Origin of the sequence: Kribbella qitaiheensis (assembly GCF_042657745.1) — a bacterium.
Taxonomy (GTDB): Bacteria; Actinomycetota; Actinomycetes; order Propionibacteriales; family Kribbellaceae; genus Kribbella; species Kribbella qitaiheensis.
Map to the genome: position 1 here is coordinate 183,068 of NZ_JBHSKE010000005.1, position 13,583 is coordinate 196,650.

At 68.0% G+C, this 13,583-nt stretch carries 16 protein-coding genes and 1 pseudogene; 12 read left to right on the top strand and 5 right to left on the bottom strand.

Features of this window, described 5'->3' with window-relative positions; all coding sequences use genetic code 11:
* Positions 1-69 precede the first annotated feature (69 nt).
* The 7 genes from ACFPJ1_RS03930 to ACFPJ1_RS03960 all read left to right on the top strand — a co-directional run bounded on the left by ACFPJ1_RS03930 (position 70) and on the right by ACFPJ1_RS03960 (position 4,616).
* Positions 70-465, top strand: coding sequence for a TOBE domain-containing protein (locus tag ACFPJ1_RS03930; protein WP_380101417.1), 396 nt, complete (start codon positions 70-72; stop codon positions 463-465).
* The gene (modA, locus tag ACFPJ1_RS03935; RefSeq protein WP_380101418.1) at positions 465-1,250 is read left to right on the top strand and encodes a molybdate ABC transporter substrate-binding protein; all 786 of its coding nucleotides are present in this window, start codon (positions 465-467) and stop codon (positions 1,248-1,250) included. The genes ACFPJ1_RS03930 and modA overlap by 1 nt, the downstream gene beginning before the upstream one ends.
* Before the next feature lie 82 nt (positions 1,251-1,332).
* On the top strand, positions 1,333-2,145 hold the full coding sequence (gene modB / locus ACFPJ1_RS03940; protein ID WP_380101419.1) for a molybdate ABC transporter permease subunit: 813 nt from the start codon (positions 1,333-1,335) through the stop codon (positions 2,143-2,145).
* Complete coding sequence (locus tag ACFPJ1_RS03945) at positions 2,142-3,221, top strand: ABC transporter ATP-binding protein (protein ID WP_380101420.1); 1,080 nt, start codon at positions 2,142-2,144, stop codon at positions 3,219-3,221. The genes modB and ACFPJ1_RS03945 overlap by 4 nt, the downstream gene beginning before the upstream one ends.
* A 93-nt stretch (positions 3,222-3,314) precedes the next feature.
* Positions 3,315-3,779, top strand: a complete 465-nt coding sequence (locus ACFPJ1_RS03950) for an SRPBCC family protein (protein ID WP_380101421.1) — start codon at positions 3,315-3,317, stop codon at positions 3,777-3,779.
* The gene (locus ACFPJ1_RS03955) at positions 3,776-4,114 is read left to right on the top strand and encodes an ArsR/SmtB family transcription factor (protein WP_380101422.1); all 339 of its coding nucleotides are present in this window, start codon (positions 3,776-3,778) and stop codon (positions 4,112-4,114) included. Before ACFPJ1_RS03950 ends, ACFPJ1_RS03955 begins: the two co-directional genes overlap by 4 nt.
* A gap of 61 nt (positions 4,115-4,175) precedes the next feature.
* On the top strand, positions 4,176-4,616 hold the full coding sequence (locus ACFPJ1_RS03960) for an SRPBCC family protein (protein ID WP_380101423.1): 441 nt from the start codon (positions 4,176-4,178) through the stop codon (positions 4,614-4,616).
* A gap of 70 nt (positions 4,617-4,686) precedes the next feature.
* On the opposite strand, the gene ACFPJ1_RS03965 is transcribed toward ACFPJ1_RS03960, so the two are convergent.
* The gene (locus tag ACFPJ1_RS03965) at positions 4,687-4,854 is read right to left on the bottom strand and encodes a hypothetical protein (protein ID WP_380101424.1); all 168 of its coding nucleotides are present in this window, start codon (positions 4,852-4,854) and stop codon (positions 4,687-4,689) included.
* A gap of 97 nt (positions 4,855-4,951) precedes the next feature.
* Here ACFPJ1_RS03965 and ACFPJ1_RS03970 point away from each other — a divergent pair, with 97 nt between their 5' ends.
* A complete protein-coding gene (locus ACFPJ1_RS03970) occupies positions 4,952-5,506 on the top strand; it encodes a cysteine hydrolase family protein (protein WP_380101425.1) in 555 nt (184 codons plus the stop codon).
* A gap of 18 nt (positions 5,507-5,524) precedes the next feature.
* Here ACFPJ1_RS03970 and ACFPJ1_RS03975 read toward each other — a convergent pair.
* Positions 5,525-6,016: pseudogene (locus tag ACFPJ1_RS03975) on the bottom strand (DinB family protein).
* Between the two features lie 204 nt (positions 6,017-6,220).
* Between ACFPJ1_RS03975 and ACFPJ1_RS03980 the strand changes: the two are divergent.
* The 3 genes from ACFPJ1_RS03980 to ACFPJ1_RS03990 all read left to right on the top strand — a co-directional run bounded on the left by ACFPJ1_RS03980 (position 6,221) and on the right by ACFPJ1_RS03990 (position 10,064).
* Entirely contained in the window at positions 6,221-7,177 is a 957-nt protein-coding gene (locus tag ACFPJ1_RS03980; RefSeq protein ID WP_380101426.1) for a catalase family protein, read from the top strand.
* Positions 7,178-7,428: 251 nt separating this feature from the next.
* Positions 7,429-9,669 (top strand): prolyl oligopeptidase family serine peptidase, encoded by a 2,241-nt coding sequence (locus ACFPJ1_RS03985; protein WP_380101427.1) that lies wholly within the window; start codon positions 7,429-7,431, stop codon positions 9,667-9,669.
* Positions 9,666-10,064, top strand: a complete 399-nt coding sequence (locus tag ACFPJ1_RS03990) for a 6TM ABC transporter family protein (RefSeq protein ID WP_380101428.1) — start codon at positions 9,666-9,668, stop codon at positions 10,062-10,064. Before ACFPJ1_RS03985 ends, ACFPJ1_RS03990 begins: the two co-directional genes overlap by 4 nt.
* On the opposite strand, the gene ACFPJ1_RS03995 is transcribed toward ACFPJ1_RS03990, so the two are convergent.
* Positions 10,043-10,642 carry a response regulator transcription factor gene (locus tag ACFPJ1_RS03995; RefSeq protein WP_380101429.1) on the bottom strand — a complete coding sequence of 200 codons (600 nt, stop codon included), beginning with the start codon at positions 10,640-10,642 and terminating at the stop codon, positions 10,043-10,045. The genes ACFPJ1_RS03990 and ACFPJ1_RS03995 overlap by 22 nt on opposite strands.
* A 643-nt stretch (positions 10,643-11,285) precedes the next feature.
* Between ACFPJ1_RS03995 and ACFPJ1_RS04000 the strand changes: the two genes are divergently transcribed.
* A complete protein-coding gene (locus tag ACFPJ1_RS04000; RefSeq protein ID WP_380101430.1) occupies positions 11,286-11,942 on the top strand; it encodes a transglycosylase family protein in 657 nt (218 codons plus the stop codon).
* Between the two features lie 141 nt (positions 11,943-12,083).
* On the opposite strand, the gene ACFPJ1_RS04005 is transcribed toward ACFPJ1_RS04000, so the two are convergent.
* Both ACFPJ1_RS04005 and ACFPJ1_RS04010 read right to left on the bottom strand, forming a co-directional pair.
* Entirely contained in the window at positions 12,084-12,725 is a 642-nt protein-coding gene (locus ACFPJ1_RS04005) for a class I SAM-dependent methyltransferase (protein WP_380101432.1), read from the bottom strand.
* Positions 12,726-12,899: 174 nt separating this feature from the next.
* Positions 12,900-13,547 (bottom strand): Pr6Pr family membrane protein, encoded by a 648-nt coding sequence (locus ACFPJ1_RS04010; protein WP_380101433.1) that lies wholly within the window; start codon positions 13,545-13,547, stop codon positions 12,900-12,902.
* Positions 13,548-13,583 lie beyond the last annotated feature (36 nt).

The window sequence follows — 13,583 nt, forward strand, 5'->3', positions numbered from 1 at the left end:
GCTCACGTTCGCAGCCTATAGGCGCGAAAGGTCTTCGGGATCCGCGTTTGCGGCACTAGGCTGCACAGCATGCCGAATTTGCGGATCAGTGAGGCGGCCGCGTTGCTGGGAGTCAGCGACGACACCGTCCGGCGCTGGGTCGACCAGGGGCGGTTGCCCGCGATCCAGGGCAACGGACGGATGGCCGTAGAGGGACGTGAGCTGGCCGCGTTCGCCCAGCAGCTGGCCGAATCGCCCGAGCCGGGCGTCACCACGGCGGCCTCGGCGCGGAACCGCCTGCGCGGCATCGTCACCCGCGTCCTCAAGGACGGGGTGATGGCCCAGGTCGAGATGCAGGCCGGGCCGTTCCGGGTGGTCTCGTTGATGAGCCGCGAGGCCGCCGACGAGCTCGGCCTGGAGCCCGGCGTGATCGCCGTCGCCTCGATCAAGTCCACCCATGTCGTCGTCGAAATCCCGGAGGCCTGATGTTCCGCCGCACCGTCCTCACCGCCCTGGCCTCCGTCGCCGCGCTCACCCTCGTGAGCTGCGGATCGGACACCCCGGCCGCGTCGCCCTCGTCGCCCTCGTCGTCGTCCGCTTCCGCGATCTCCGGCACGGTGACCGTGTTCGCGGCGGCGTCGCTGACCGGTACGTTCACCCAGCTCGGCAAGGACTTCGAGGCCGCGCACCCGGGCGTCAAGGTGGTTCTCAACTTCGCCGGCAGCTCGGCGCTGGCCCAGCAGATCAACCAGGGCGCGCCGGTCGACGTGTTCGCCTCGGCGGCCCCGAAGAACATGGACCAGGTGACCGACAAGGGCACCCCGGTCATCTTCGTGAAGAACAAGCTGGAGATCGCCGTACCGAAGGGCAACCCGGCCAAGATCACCGGGCTCCCCGACTTCGCGGACAAGGACCGCAAGATCGCACTCTGCGCCGAGCAGGTGCCGTGCGGCGCGGCCGCGAAGAAGGTGTTCGAGGCGGCGAAGATCACCCCGCAGCCGGACAGCCTGGAGCAGGACGTGAAGGCCGCGCTGACCAAAGTCGGGCTGGGCGAGGTCGACGCCGCGCTGGTCTACCAGACCGACGTGCTGTCGGCGAAGGACAAGGTCGACGGGATCCAGTTCCCCGAAGCGGACCAGGCGATCAACGACTACCCGATCGCGACGCTGACCAGCGCGAAGAACCCGGACGGCGGCAAGGCGTTCGTCGACTTCGTGCTCTCCGACCGCGGCAAGACCGTCCTCACCGAAGCCGGCTTCGACGCCCCGTGAGCCTCGCCCTGAGTCTTGCGCAGTGAGCCTCGTGCCGGGCGCTTCGGGTTCGTGAGAGCTTGGCGTGCGTGAAGGGCGGCCGATGAGCGACAGACACAGGCAGCGGCGGATCGGTGGGCGGTTGCCGCTGGTCCTGCTGCTGCCCGCGTTGCTGGGGCTCGCGTTCCTGCTCGTCCCGCTGATCGGCCTGCTCGCCCAGGCTCCCTGGGCGACCCTCCCGTCGCGGCTCTTCAGCGAGGAGGTCGGCCAGGCCCTCCGGTTGTCCTTGGTCTGCGCGAGCTCGGCCACGGTGATCTGCCTGCTCCTCGGCGTACCGCTCGCGTGGCTGCTCGCCCGTGCCGAGATCCCCGGCCGCGGCCTGATCCGGGCGCTGGTCACGGTTCCCCTGGTACTCCCGCCGGTGGTGGGCGGGGTCGCTCTCCTGCTGGTGCTCGGTCGGCGCGGGCTGATCGGGCAGCACCTCGACACCTGGTTCGGATTCTCCCTGCCGTTCACGACGGCCGGGGTGATCGTCGCGGAGGCGTTCGTGGCGATGCCCTTCCTGGTGATCTCGGTGGAAGGCGCCCTGCGCGCCGCGGACCCGCGGTACGAGGAGGCGGCCGCAACCCTCGGCGCCGGTCGCTGGCTCACCTTCCGCCGGGTCACCCTGCCGTCGATCGCGCCGGGCATCGTGGCGGGCGCAGTACTGTGCTGGGCCCGCGCGCTCGGGGAGTTCGGCGCGACCATCACCTTCGCGGGCAACCTGCCGGGCCGGACCACGACGATGCCCCTCGCGGTCTATCTGGCGCTGGAGACCGATCCCGATGTCGCCATCGTGCTGAGCGTGGTCCTGCTGGCCGTGTCCGTCGTGGTTCTCGCCTGCCTGCGGGAACGCTGGATCAGTGGTCTGCGATGACCCTGTACGCCGATCTGTCGGTGACCCGGGACTCCTTCCAGCTCGACCTGGAGTTGACCGTCGAACCGGGCGAGGTGGTCGCCCTGCTCGGGCCGAACGGCGCGGGCAAGACGACGGCGCTCCGCGCGATCGCCGGGCTGCTGCCGGTGACCGCCGGGCAGATCCGGCTCGACGACGAGGTGTGGGACGAACCGCCCCGGGTGTTCCGGTCCGCCGACCGTCGGCCGATCGGTGTGGTGTTCCAGGACTACCTGCTGTTCAACCACCTGAGTGCGGTGGAGAACGTGGCGTTCGGGTTGCGTGCCCGCGGCATGGAGAAGCGGGTCGCCCGAGCCGAGGCTGCCCAGTGGCTCGACACCGTCGGACTGACCGACCAAGCTCGCAGCCGTCCACGCGCACTGTCCGGAGGTCAGGCGCAGCGGGTCGCTCTGGTTCGTGCCCTGGCGACGCGACCTGCACTGCTGTTGCTAGACGAACCGTTGGCCGCTCTGGACGCCGGTACGACGCTGCACGTGCGGGCTGAACTCGGACAGCACCTTTCCCGCTACGAAGGCCGGACTCTCCTGGTGACGCATGATCCGCTGGACGCGATGGTGCTCGCAGATCGCCTGGTGATCGTGGAGAACGGCCGGGTCGTCCAGGAGGGTGCGCCGACAGAGATCGCCCGCCGCCCGCGGACGGAGTACGTGGCACAACTGGTCGGCCTCAACCTCTACCGCGGCGTTGCCGAGGGCACCACCGTCGTCCTCGAAGGGGGTGGTTCGCTGACGATCGCGACACCTTCGTCGGGCCGGGTCTACGTGGCCTTCCCGCCAGCGGCCGTCAGCCTCTACCCCGAGCGCCCGACCGGCACCCCGCGCAACACCTGGCCGATGGTCGTCTCCGGCATCGAGCAACACGCCCACACGGTCCGGGTCCGCCTCACCCCGGACCCCAGCGCCACCCAGGACCGGGCAGCCCCGGCAATCTTGCTCGCCGACATCACCACCGCCGCCGTGGCCGACCTCCATCTGGCCCCTGGCCAACGCCTCCACGCCACCCTCAAGGCCACCGAAACGCAGACCTACCCCACGTAGTACCGGCACTTTATCTGCAACCAAAGGTTGCGTATCAGGTGTCCCCTGTACTACCGTGACGTGCAACCAAACGTTGCGGAAAGTGGGACGACCATGGAGTACGGAAACCTCGAGCGCGAGATCAGGATCGACGCGTCACCCGAGGTGGTGTTCGACGTGATCAGCAGCCCGGAGCACCTGAAGGAGTGGTGGCCGGACGAGGCGGACCTGGATCCGTCGCCCGGCGGCACCGGCGAGATCGTCTTCGGCGACCGGACCTCCCCCGAGGCGAACGTCGTCCAGGTCACCGTCGTGGAGGCGGAGCCGCCGCGGCTGTTCTCCTTCCGGTGGACGCACCCCAAGGGCGACGCCCCGACCCCGTCGAACTCCCTGCTGGTGACGTTCCGCCTCGAGCCATCGGGCGCCGGTACCGTCCTGCGGCTCACCGAGACCGGGTTCCGGGAGCAGGGCTGGGAGGCCGCCGTGCTCGAGGAGCAGTACAACGACCACTCCACCGGCTGGGACTACTTCCTCCCACGGCTCATCAAGTACACCGAGCGGCTGGCCTCGAAGTCATGACGATCACGGTCGACGACGATCTCTGGTCCGCGATCGGGGATCCGACCCGGCGTCGGATGCTCGACCTGCTACTGGCGGGCGACGGCGGTACGGCGACCTCCCTGAGCGAGCAACTCCCCGTGACTCGACAGGCCGTCGCCAAACATCTCGCAGTACTCGATCGCGTCGGGCTGGTCCAGGGCACACCGGCCGGACGGGAGAGGCGGTATCTGGTGGACGACGAGCAACTCGCCCGCGCAGCGGCACAACTGTCCACGGTCGGCGCGACCTGGGACGCCAGGCTGCGGCGGATCAAGCGCATCGCCGAGGCGATCCAACGCAGGAAAGAGCAGTGACCGGCGGCTCACCCGCCGGCGGGAAAGTCCTTCAACCCAAGACTGGAAAGAGGAATTGATCATGGTCGACATTCTGCACAGAGTCGGAATCACCGCGTCCCCGAACGAGGTCTACCAGGCTCTGACCACCCGCGACGGCCTGGCCGGCTGGTGGACGGACGACACGCAGGGCGACAGCGGGATCGGGGACGTCCTCCAGTTCCGCTTCCTGCCGGGCGGCTTCGACATGAAGGTGCTCGAACTGGAGCCCGACCGGCGCGTGCTGTGGGAGGTCGTCGACGGACCCGAGGAGTGGATCGGCACGAACGTCGTCTGGGAGCTGAAGCAGGAGGGCGACTACACGATCATCCTGTTTCAGCATCAGGGGTGGAAGGAGCAGGTGGAGTTCATGAACCACTGCAGCACCAAGTGGGCGATCTACCTGATGAGCCTGAAGTCCCTGGTCGAGACCGGCAAGGGCGCCCCGTCTCCCCGCGATGTCCAGATCAGCAACTGGCACTGAGCCTCACCTCGCAAAGCCTGCGGCTCCCGCTCTGCCGACCATGTCCAGGGTCGGTGAGCGGGAGCCGCTGTCACGCGATGGCGAGGGCGAGCAGTACCACGATCGAGGCGACGTCGATACCGGCGAGCACCGGGTCACCCTTGCGGGCGAAGGCGGCCTGGACGGACTTCACGGCGGTGAGGTTGCTGTAGAGGATCACGGCGTTCCCGACCAGGACGACGACTTGAACGATGTGCAAGTGGCGCGGAGAGGCCCTGTGCCGCAGAAAATGTCGGCGGATCGTTTTAGCGTGTTCTCCGCGGCAGATTCCGAGTCCGACCAGCTAGGAGATCGTCATGACCACGCTGTCCGATCGACCCAACACCGCCCTGCTGGTCATCGACGTCCAGAACGGCGTCGTGACCGGCACCCACGAGCGCGACGCGGTCGTCGCGAACATCGGCACGCTCGTCGAGAAGGCACGCGAGGAGGCCGTCCCGATCGTCTGGGTCGCGCACAGCAGTGAAAACCTGCCGAAGGGCAGCGACGACTGGCAGTACGTGCCCGAACTGCCGCGCCAGGAGTCCGAGGCGCTGGTCCACAAGACGTACGCCGACTCCTTCGAGGACACCGACCTGGAGCAGGTCCTGGCCGAGGCCGGCATCGGCCGCCTGATCGTGACCGGCGCCCAGACCGACGAGTGCATCCGCTCCACCATCCACGGCGCCTTCGTCCGCGGCTACGACGTCACCCTGGTCGGCGACGCCCACACCACCGAGGACCAGACCGAGTGGGGCGCCCCGCCCCCCGACAAGGTCATCGCCCACACCAACCTCTACTGGCAGTACCACACCGCCCCCGGCCGCACCGCCGCCGTCGCCGAGACGAAGGAGGTCGACTTCAAGGGCTGATCCACCAGCCGGCGCCGGCTAGTAACTGGTGGTGCCGTCGATCAGCTCGCGCAGAGCATCAAGGTGGCCGAGGTGACGAGCGGTCTCCTCGATCAGGTGCGTCACGATCCACCGCTACGACACCAACTCCAGCCCGGCGGGCGCCCAGGCTTCCAGATCATCGAGCTTGGAGGCTGCGACAATCTCGTTGGACCGGACACATTGCGCGTCGTACTCGCTCAACAGCCGCTCGAGCGGCGCCGACGGACGATCCTCCCGGTCCAGAGGATCGTCGGTCGCGAACTCCCGCGCCCCCAGAAAGCTCACCTCGAACCAGGCAAGCTCCACCCACCGCAGATGCGCGACCAACGTCGCCACAGTCATCCGCGGAGACGACGGAAGCGGCGCCAGCCGAGCCTGCTCGTCAGACAACCCAACGCACTTCAACCTGACGGTCCCCCGCTGCCAGTCCAGCCACCCGACGAGCATCGCCCCCTCATCAGCGTCACCCGACGGCCGCACACGACTCATCCGCCGATCCTAGGGCGAGGACTCAACCTGGGGTTCCCCTCGCGGCCGCGGGCGCTCGAACCAATCGCGATCGTCACCACCCTGACGCGGCGCATGCCAGCCCGGAGGGCAACCGGGGACGGGCCGAAGTGGGAAGTTGCCGGGTGCAACTACCGGGTGGGCGGATACTGGAGGGGACTGGTCGGTCCGGCGAGGGGAGCTGTCGTGGGTGAGCCGAGTACGCAGTGGCGTGAAGTGGTTCTGCCGGACGAGGGCGAGAGGCATGAGCGGCAGGCGGCGCTGTTCCGGGAGATGCAGCAGCGCAAGGACACGCAGTACGGGACCGGGCGGGCTCTGCATCGCAAACAGGTGGCGGCGCTTCGGGCGATGCTGGAGGTTCCGGCGGAGCTGCCTGACTACGCCAGGCAGGGGATCTTCTCGGCCCCGGACAAGTACGACGCCTGGGTGCGGCTCTCGAACGGCGGGTTCAACCGGGCGCCGGACCAGGTGCCGGACATCCGCGGCTTCGCCATCAAGGTGCTGGGCGTCAACGGCGCGGCGGCGCTCGGCGGCGAGGCGGTCTCGCAGGACTTCGCGTTGATCAACCACGAGCGCTTCAGTTCCCCGACCAGCGAGGACTTCGTCACCGTGGTCACCACCGGCTCCGGCACCACGGGCCAGATCCTCCTGAAGGCCCTCAAGAGGCCCAGCATCATCCCGCAGCTCAGAACCGTCTCGGCTGCCCTCAAGACGCCGTTCAGTGGATTCGCCACCGCCGACTTCTTCAGCGCCGCCCCGATCAGCTTCGGTCCGTACGCCGTACGCATCAAGCTGGTCGCCGCCTCCAGCGAGCCGGATCCGGCCGCGAGGGAGGATTGGGGAACCGACATCTACCGCCGGATCGCCGAGCGGCCACTGCGTTACGACCTCCAGGTCCAGTTCTTCAGCGACGAGCAGTCCACCCCGATCGAGGACGCGTCGGTCAACTGGGAGGCGCCGTACCTGTCGATCGGAAGGCTCACCATTCCCCGGCAGACCAGGGACGAGACATTCGACGAGGAGGTCGAGGCGGCCAAGTTCGACCCTTGGAACGCGGTGGTCGCGCACCGCCCGCTGGGCGAGGTGATGCGGGCCCGGAAGGTCGCGTACTTCGCCAGCCAGGAGAACCGGTCCGCGAAGTGACCGGCGCCTACAAGCACTCCTGATCGGACAGCAAGACTCACTACGATCAAATCCAGGTCGAGTTATCCGGCCTGTTACGCCACCGCCACGAACACCGCTCAGAGTGATCACGACTTAACAAAGAGTGGTTACTTACTCACTCGTAGCGTGTGTGTTCTTCACGCCCTAGTCGTGACGTCATGCACTACGCCAGCCCTCCTCCCGTTGCCCAAGATGTGCCGGGGCACCGAACGAGAGGGGGACGAACCGCCATGGAAAGTTACGAGCTCTACTGCCTGGCCGACCGGCGTTTCTACGAGACCCCGACCAATCGGGGCGCCGAGCATCCGGACTTCGCGCTGTCTGCGCGGCCGGTGCCGGCCGGCTGGGACCACGTCCCCGGCGACACCTGGATGCACTACGCGCCGAGCGACCTTCGCGCCGGCGGACGACCTGGGCGGGCAGCATTCCTGCCCAGGGCCGAACCTGTTCCGTCGACCGGCCCGCCGGGCGACGGGACCCCCGAGAACGGGAGGGAGACACCCGTGCGGCAACTCGAGCTGAGCTATCCCGACGCCGAGCGTCTACCGCTCGTCGACTACTTGTACGGCCACGCCGTCCCCGATCCCTACCGCTGGCTGGAGGACGCCGCCTCGCCGGAAACCCAGCAGTGGCAGGCGATCCAGGACCAGCTCTGGCTCAACCACGCCGTCGGACTCCCCGGCCGCTACAAGCTCCGCAGCCGGGTCAAGGCGCTCTCCAGCGTCGGCACCGTCTCCGCGCCACTCTGGCGAGGCGACCACTGCTTCCTGGTCCGCCGCTCCTCCGAGCAGGAACACCCGGTCCTGTACTGCGATGACACGGTACTGCTGGATCCCACACAGCTCGACCCGAGCGGACTCACCTCACTCGACAGCTGGCAGCCCTCCCCGGACGGCTCCTTGCTCGCGTTCCAGGTCTCCCGTGGCGGCGGCGAGCAGTCCGTCCTGCGCGTGCTCGATGTGAGCACCGGCCAGGTGGTGGACGACCCGCTCGACGGCTGCCTCTACTCCCCCGTCGCCTGGCTCCCGGACGGGAAGTCCTTCTACTACGTGCGATTCCGCCAGGTCCGGCGACACCACCTCGGCGCGACTGAGGACGAACTCGTGCTCGGCGGCGAGGCGTCGTACGGGCTGGATCTGAGTGCGGATGGCCGGTGGCTGACGATCTCGGCCGCCCGGGGTATGGCGAACGATCTCTGGCTCGCCGATCTGAGCAAGGACGAACCACCTGCCGTCGTGCAGCAGGGCGTCGACGCGATCACGGTGATGTCGGTCGGCTCCGACGGCCGCCTGTACGTCGTGACCACGCGCGACGCGCCGACCGGCCGGATCCGCGTGGGTGATCCCGAGAATCCGCTGGTGTGGCACGCCTACGTGTCGGCCGATCCCGACGCGCCACTGAGCAGCCTGGCGATCCTCGACAAGGTCGTCCTGGTCGGCCGGACCCGCAACGCTGTCAGCGAGATCGCGATCCACGACCTGGTCACCGGACGGCGGCTCGGCGAGGTCCCGCTGCCCGGGATCGGCTCGGTCGGTTCGCTGATGACCCGGCCGGAAGGCGGCCACGAGGTCTGGTTCTCCTACACCGACAGCATCACCCCGTCGGCTGTATACCGCTACGACACAACCTCAACTCGTACGACGCTGTGGTCCCACCCGCCCGGCGCGACCGCAGTACCGGAGGCCGAGTCGCGGCAGGTCGGGTTCACCTCACCCGACGGCACCGAGCTTCAGATGCTGGTGATCGCCAAGCCTGGTCATCACGGCCCGCGGCCCACGATCCTCTATGGCTATGGGGGTTTCGGCCAGTCGCTGACACCGACGTACTCCGCCTTCACACTCGCGTGGGTCGAGGCGGGCGGCGTGTTCGTGACGGCGAATCTGCGCGGCGGCGGTGAACTTGGCGCCGACTGGCACCACGGCGGCACCCTCGACCAGAAGCAGAATGTGTTCGACGACTTCATCGCCGCGGCCGAATCCCTGATCGCGGAAGGCTGGACCACCTCGGAGCAGCTCGCGCTGTGTGGCGAGTCGAACGGTGGTCTCCTCGTCGGAGCCGCGCTGACGCAACGCCCGGAACTCTTCGCAGCGGCGGTCTGCTCGGCACCGCTGCTGGACATGGTCCGCTACGAGTTGTCCGGCCTCGGTGAGAGCTGGGTGCCGGAGTTCGGATCCGCCTCGGATCCCGCCCAGCTGGACCACCTACTGGCCTACTCGCCGTACCACCGGGTGAAGCCCGGTGTGAAGTATCCGGCCGTGCTGTTCACCGCATTCGGAAGTGATACGCGAGTCGATCCGCTACACGCTCGCAAGATGTGTGCCGCGCTTCAGCATGCGACAGACGGTCAGCGGCCGGTGTTGTTGCGACTGGAACGAGACTCGGGCCACGCGGCCGGCTCGGCCAGCAAGGGCATCGGGCTGGCAGCCGACATGCTGGCCTTCCTCGGCCACCACACCGGGCTCCTTCAATGACCACCACCTTCGGTTCGGTCGCGCGGCACGGCAGAGGCTGGTTGCCGATGATCGGTGTGACCGCCCTACTGAGCAGCGGTACTGCGCTCGCCCTGCCGGCCGTGCTGGGCCGGTCCGTCGACGCGATCGTGGCGGGAGACGACTACGGCAGTTGGCTGTTGATCGCCAGCACCCTTGTTGCCGTCGGCATCGCCTGCAGCATCGTCGATGCCTTCGCGGTGATCGTCATCGCGCACCGGATCAGTTCCGCACTGCGCGCACGGCGCATCCTGGTCCTCGACGGCAACAAAGCTGCCGTCGGCAACCACACGACCCTGCTGAGGTCGTCTCCGCTCTACCGGGAACTCCTCGGCCACTGGCAGCCCGGAGGTGATCAGATCCAGCCTGCGTCCTGAGCTTTGCGGATCGCCTCGATCCGGCTGCGCGCACCTGTCTTGGCCAGGATCCGGGACAGGTAGTTCCGCACTGTGCCGGCGCTCAGACTGAGCGTGCGGGCGATCTCCTGTGCGGTCGCACCGGTCGTGACCTGACGCAGTACTTCGCACTCGCGGTCCGTCAGCGGATTGTCACCGGCCCTGAGCGCGGCGACGGCGAGCCGGACATCGACCACGGGCAGGCCCTTCGCGACATCCCGGATCGCCTCGACCAACTGGTCGGTGGACGAGTCGGTCGCGATCAGGCCGATCCGTGGCGCCTGCTTGACCAGCGCGAGACTCGTCGCTGCGATCGCCTCGTGGTCGATCAGTACCAGCACACCGCGGCCGGTCAGCTTCCGGCACAGTTCCTCGATCCCGATCTTGCCGGGAAGTTGCGGATCGAGCAGCACCACGTGCGGTCGCCGGCTCACCGCCGCCAGGACGTCGTCCGAGCGGTCCAGCTCGGCCACCACGTCCAGATCGGCCTGCATGGACAACACCGCGGCCAGTGCGCCTCGCACCATCGTGCCGCGGTGGCCGAGGACTACTCGGATCACCGCTCGCCCCCATCAGTCGATCGCCTCAACTCACGCCACGGCCACCGAGAGCGTCCAATCCGTCACTGACGGATCGAAACGCGGCACTCGGAGCAGCCAGGCTCGTGACTCGAACAACGAGTGAACCGCGCGGATGACACGCACGAATATCGGAATCCGGGCGGCTCCGCGGCAGCAGGCAAAGTGGGATGGTTGGACCGCGCGAAGTGGGGAAGAATGGCTGATTCCCCGCCTGACGAGGGGCTCGGAAACCGTTCTGTTGTTGAGGTTTCGCGCTCTCACAGCCGCCGAAAAATCTTGCCCTGATTCGGCGAGGACTCTTGCGTTCGACGGCCGTCTCGCGCACGATGGGCCGGTCACGTCGTTACCGTCACGTGATCATTCGGACGCCGTCCCGTGATATCGGCCGGATGTCGGTCCCCTGCACCCGGGAAGGAGTGGTACCTCACCAGACTGCGGAGCCCGGTGCGGCTGCTCGCTAGGGAGCGGCCGGCGATCCGAGCCTCACGCACCCAGGTGACGTCCACCTTCATCTCGCCCCGGTCCGCACTTCCCGGCGCGAGGTTCTCGGGGTAAGTGCGCACGCGGCTGAATCATCCGGGCTGGAGAAATTCACCATGCCCAGCTCATGAGGAGCAATCTGATGTCCAAAGCTCGACATGCCCGTCCCCGCCGAAGTACCCGGCGGGTCGTCCGGACCATCTCCATCGCCGGCCTCGGGGCCGGCATCACGGCCGCCGGCGCAGGTGCCGCGTTCGCCACCGACTACACGGTCAAGTCCGGCGACACCCTCTCCGAGATCGCCCAGGCCAACGGCGCCGACTGGCACGAGTTGGCGAGACTGAACAACCTGAAGGATCCGGACCTGATCCTGATCGGCCAGACCCTCCAGCTCGACGGTGTGAAGAAGTCCACCGTCCGGCACACGGAGCGGCGGGCCAAGACCACCAAGTCGACGAAGAGCCACTCGTCCAAGAGCCAGTCGTCGAGGCCGAAGAAGACCAAGACCGTCAAGAAGGCTCGCACGACCCGCTCCGAGACCCGTGCCAGCGGCGGCAGTGCGAACATGAGCTCGGGCTGGCGCAAGGTCGCCAACTGCGAGTCGGGCGGCAACTCCCGGGCGGTGAACCCGGCAGGCTACTACGGCCTGTTCCAGTTCGACATGAGGACCTGGCGCAGCGTCGGCGGCTCCGGCAACCCGGCGAAGGCGTCGGCCGGCGAGCAGCTGATGCGGGCGAAGAAGCTCTACTCCCAGCGTGGCGCCTCACCGTGGCCCGTCTGTGGCCGCTTCCTGCGCTGACCCCTCACAGCAGTCGAATCCCCCCGTACTGCGGGGCGGCGGCGACCACTGCCGCCTCGCGGCACGGACACCACCGTCGCCCCGCGCCACGGATCCTTCCGCCCTGTGGCACGGGGCACCCGGGGCTCGCAGTACAGACGATCAGCGGGTCAAGACCAGCATCTGGTCGGCGCCGACCTGGAACTCGTAGGGCACCTTGCGGAGCTCGGACGAGACCCCGGGCAACGCCTCGAGGAGGTCGGGCAGATACGCGACCGGTTCGCCCGCACCCTGATGGACAAGCGGGAAGATCCGCACCTCCGAACGGCTGACCCGGATGAGCTCCCGAAGCGCCGCGAGATGCCAGTCCCGGTCGTACTTGTCCGCCCAGGTGAAGAGCAGGTGCGAGCACAGCACCAGGTCGAAGCGCTCATCCTCGAACGGCAACTCCGGCAGACTCCCCGCGACATACCGCTCGGGAGCCAGCGCCACATCCTGCAGGAACCGGTCGGCCGCCTGGATCCGCAGGTCGTCCTTGCGCCCGGGATCGCCGTACCAGGTCCAGACGAAGCTCGCGGCGTGCTCGTCGACGATGCCGGCCGTCGCCGGGAGACTGCGCCGTACGGTGTCGACCAGTTCGGCGGACGGCAGGTCGTAGGCGGGATCGACCGCCACCGCGTCGACCCCGCGCTCGGCGGCCTCCGCGGTGAAGCTCGCACCCCCGGCACAACAGTCGAGCACCGAGCCGGGGAGCTCGGACAGGTCGAACATCGCCTCGTACTCGGCGTACGAGCGAGACGTCACGAGCACGGCGTGCCTTGCACCAGGGACCAGTGCGTTAGCTCCGGTGTCCAGGTGGGTGCATCGCAAGGCGGAGTGAAGGGCTCGATGCTTTTCCATCGTGCCCTTTGCTCCAACGCCGCGAGGTGCCCGCATGGGCGCCGGAGATGACGTGCTGGTCCCTGGTGCAAGGCACTCCTACCTCTCGACGGTGGCTTTCTGGCCTATCCGGCGGTCGAGGAAGGTGGCCCCGGCCGCCAGCGCCAGGAACAGTAGCGCGACGAGCAGACAGTTCAGCAGGACCTGCCCGTAGCCGTGCAGGCCGACGTCCATGAACGGGTAGGGGTAGAACCCGGTCCCCTCACCGCGGATCAACGTGAAGGCCAGCCAGAGCAGCGGGAACACGAGCGACCAGCCGACAATCCGCCCGTCGGTCTGCCGCCGCGGTCCGAACAGCAACCACCCCAGTACGCCGAGCAGCGGGGTGACCGTGTGGACGAGGAGATTCGTGAAGGCGCTCCAGCCCGACAGTTCGTCGAGCCCGGCCAGCGCCAGGTGGTAGACGATGCCGGTCACCGCGATGCAGAGGACTCCGTTGAGCCGGAGCGTCCGGAACACCGCGCCCCGCGGCCGGTCGGGATCCAGCGCCAGCAGCAGACAGGTCGCCCCGAGCAACAGGTTGGACTGGATGGTGAAGTACGCGAACACATTGAGCACGCGCTCCGGGTTGTCCGGGTAGAAACCCTCGGTGCCGTTCGCGGTCACGAACAACTGGATCACGATGCCGAGCGCAACCACCACCGCGGTGACACCGAACCAGACCCGCCCTGCCACGGACTTCGTCATGTCCGTCAATGTACGGCTTCCGGACGGGTCCGGCCC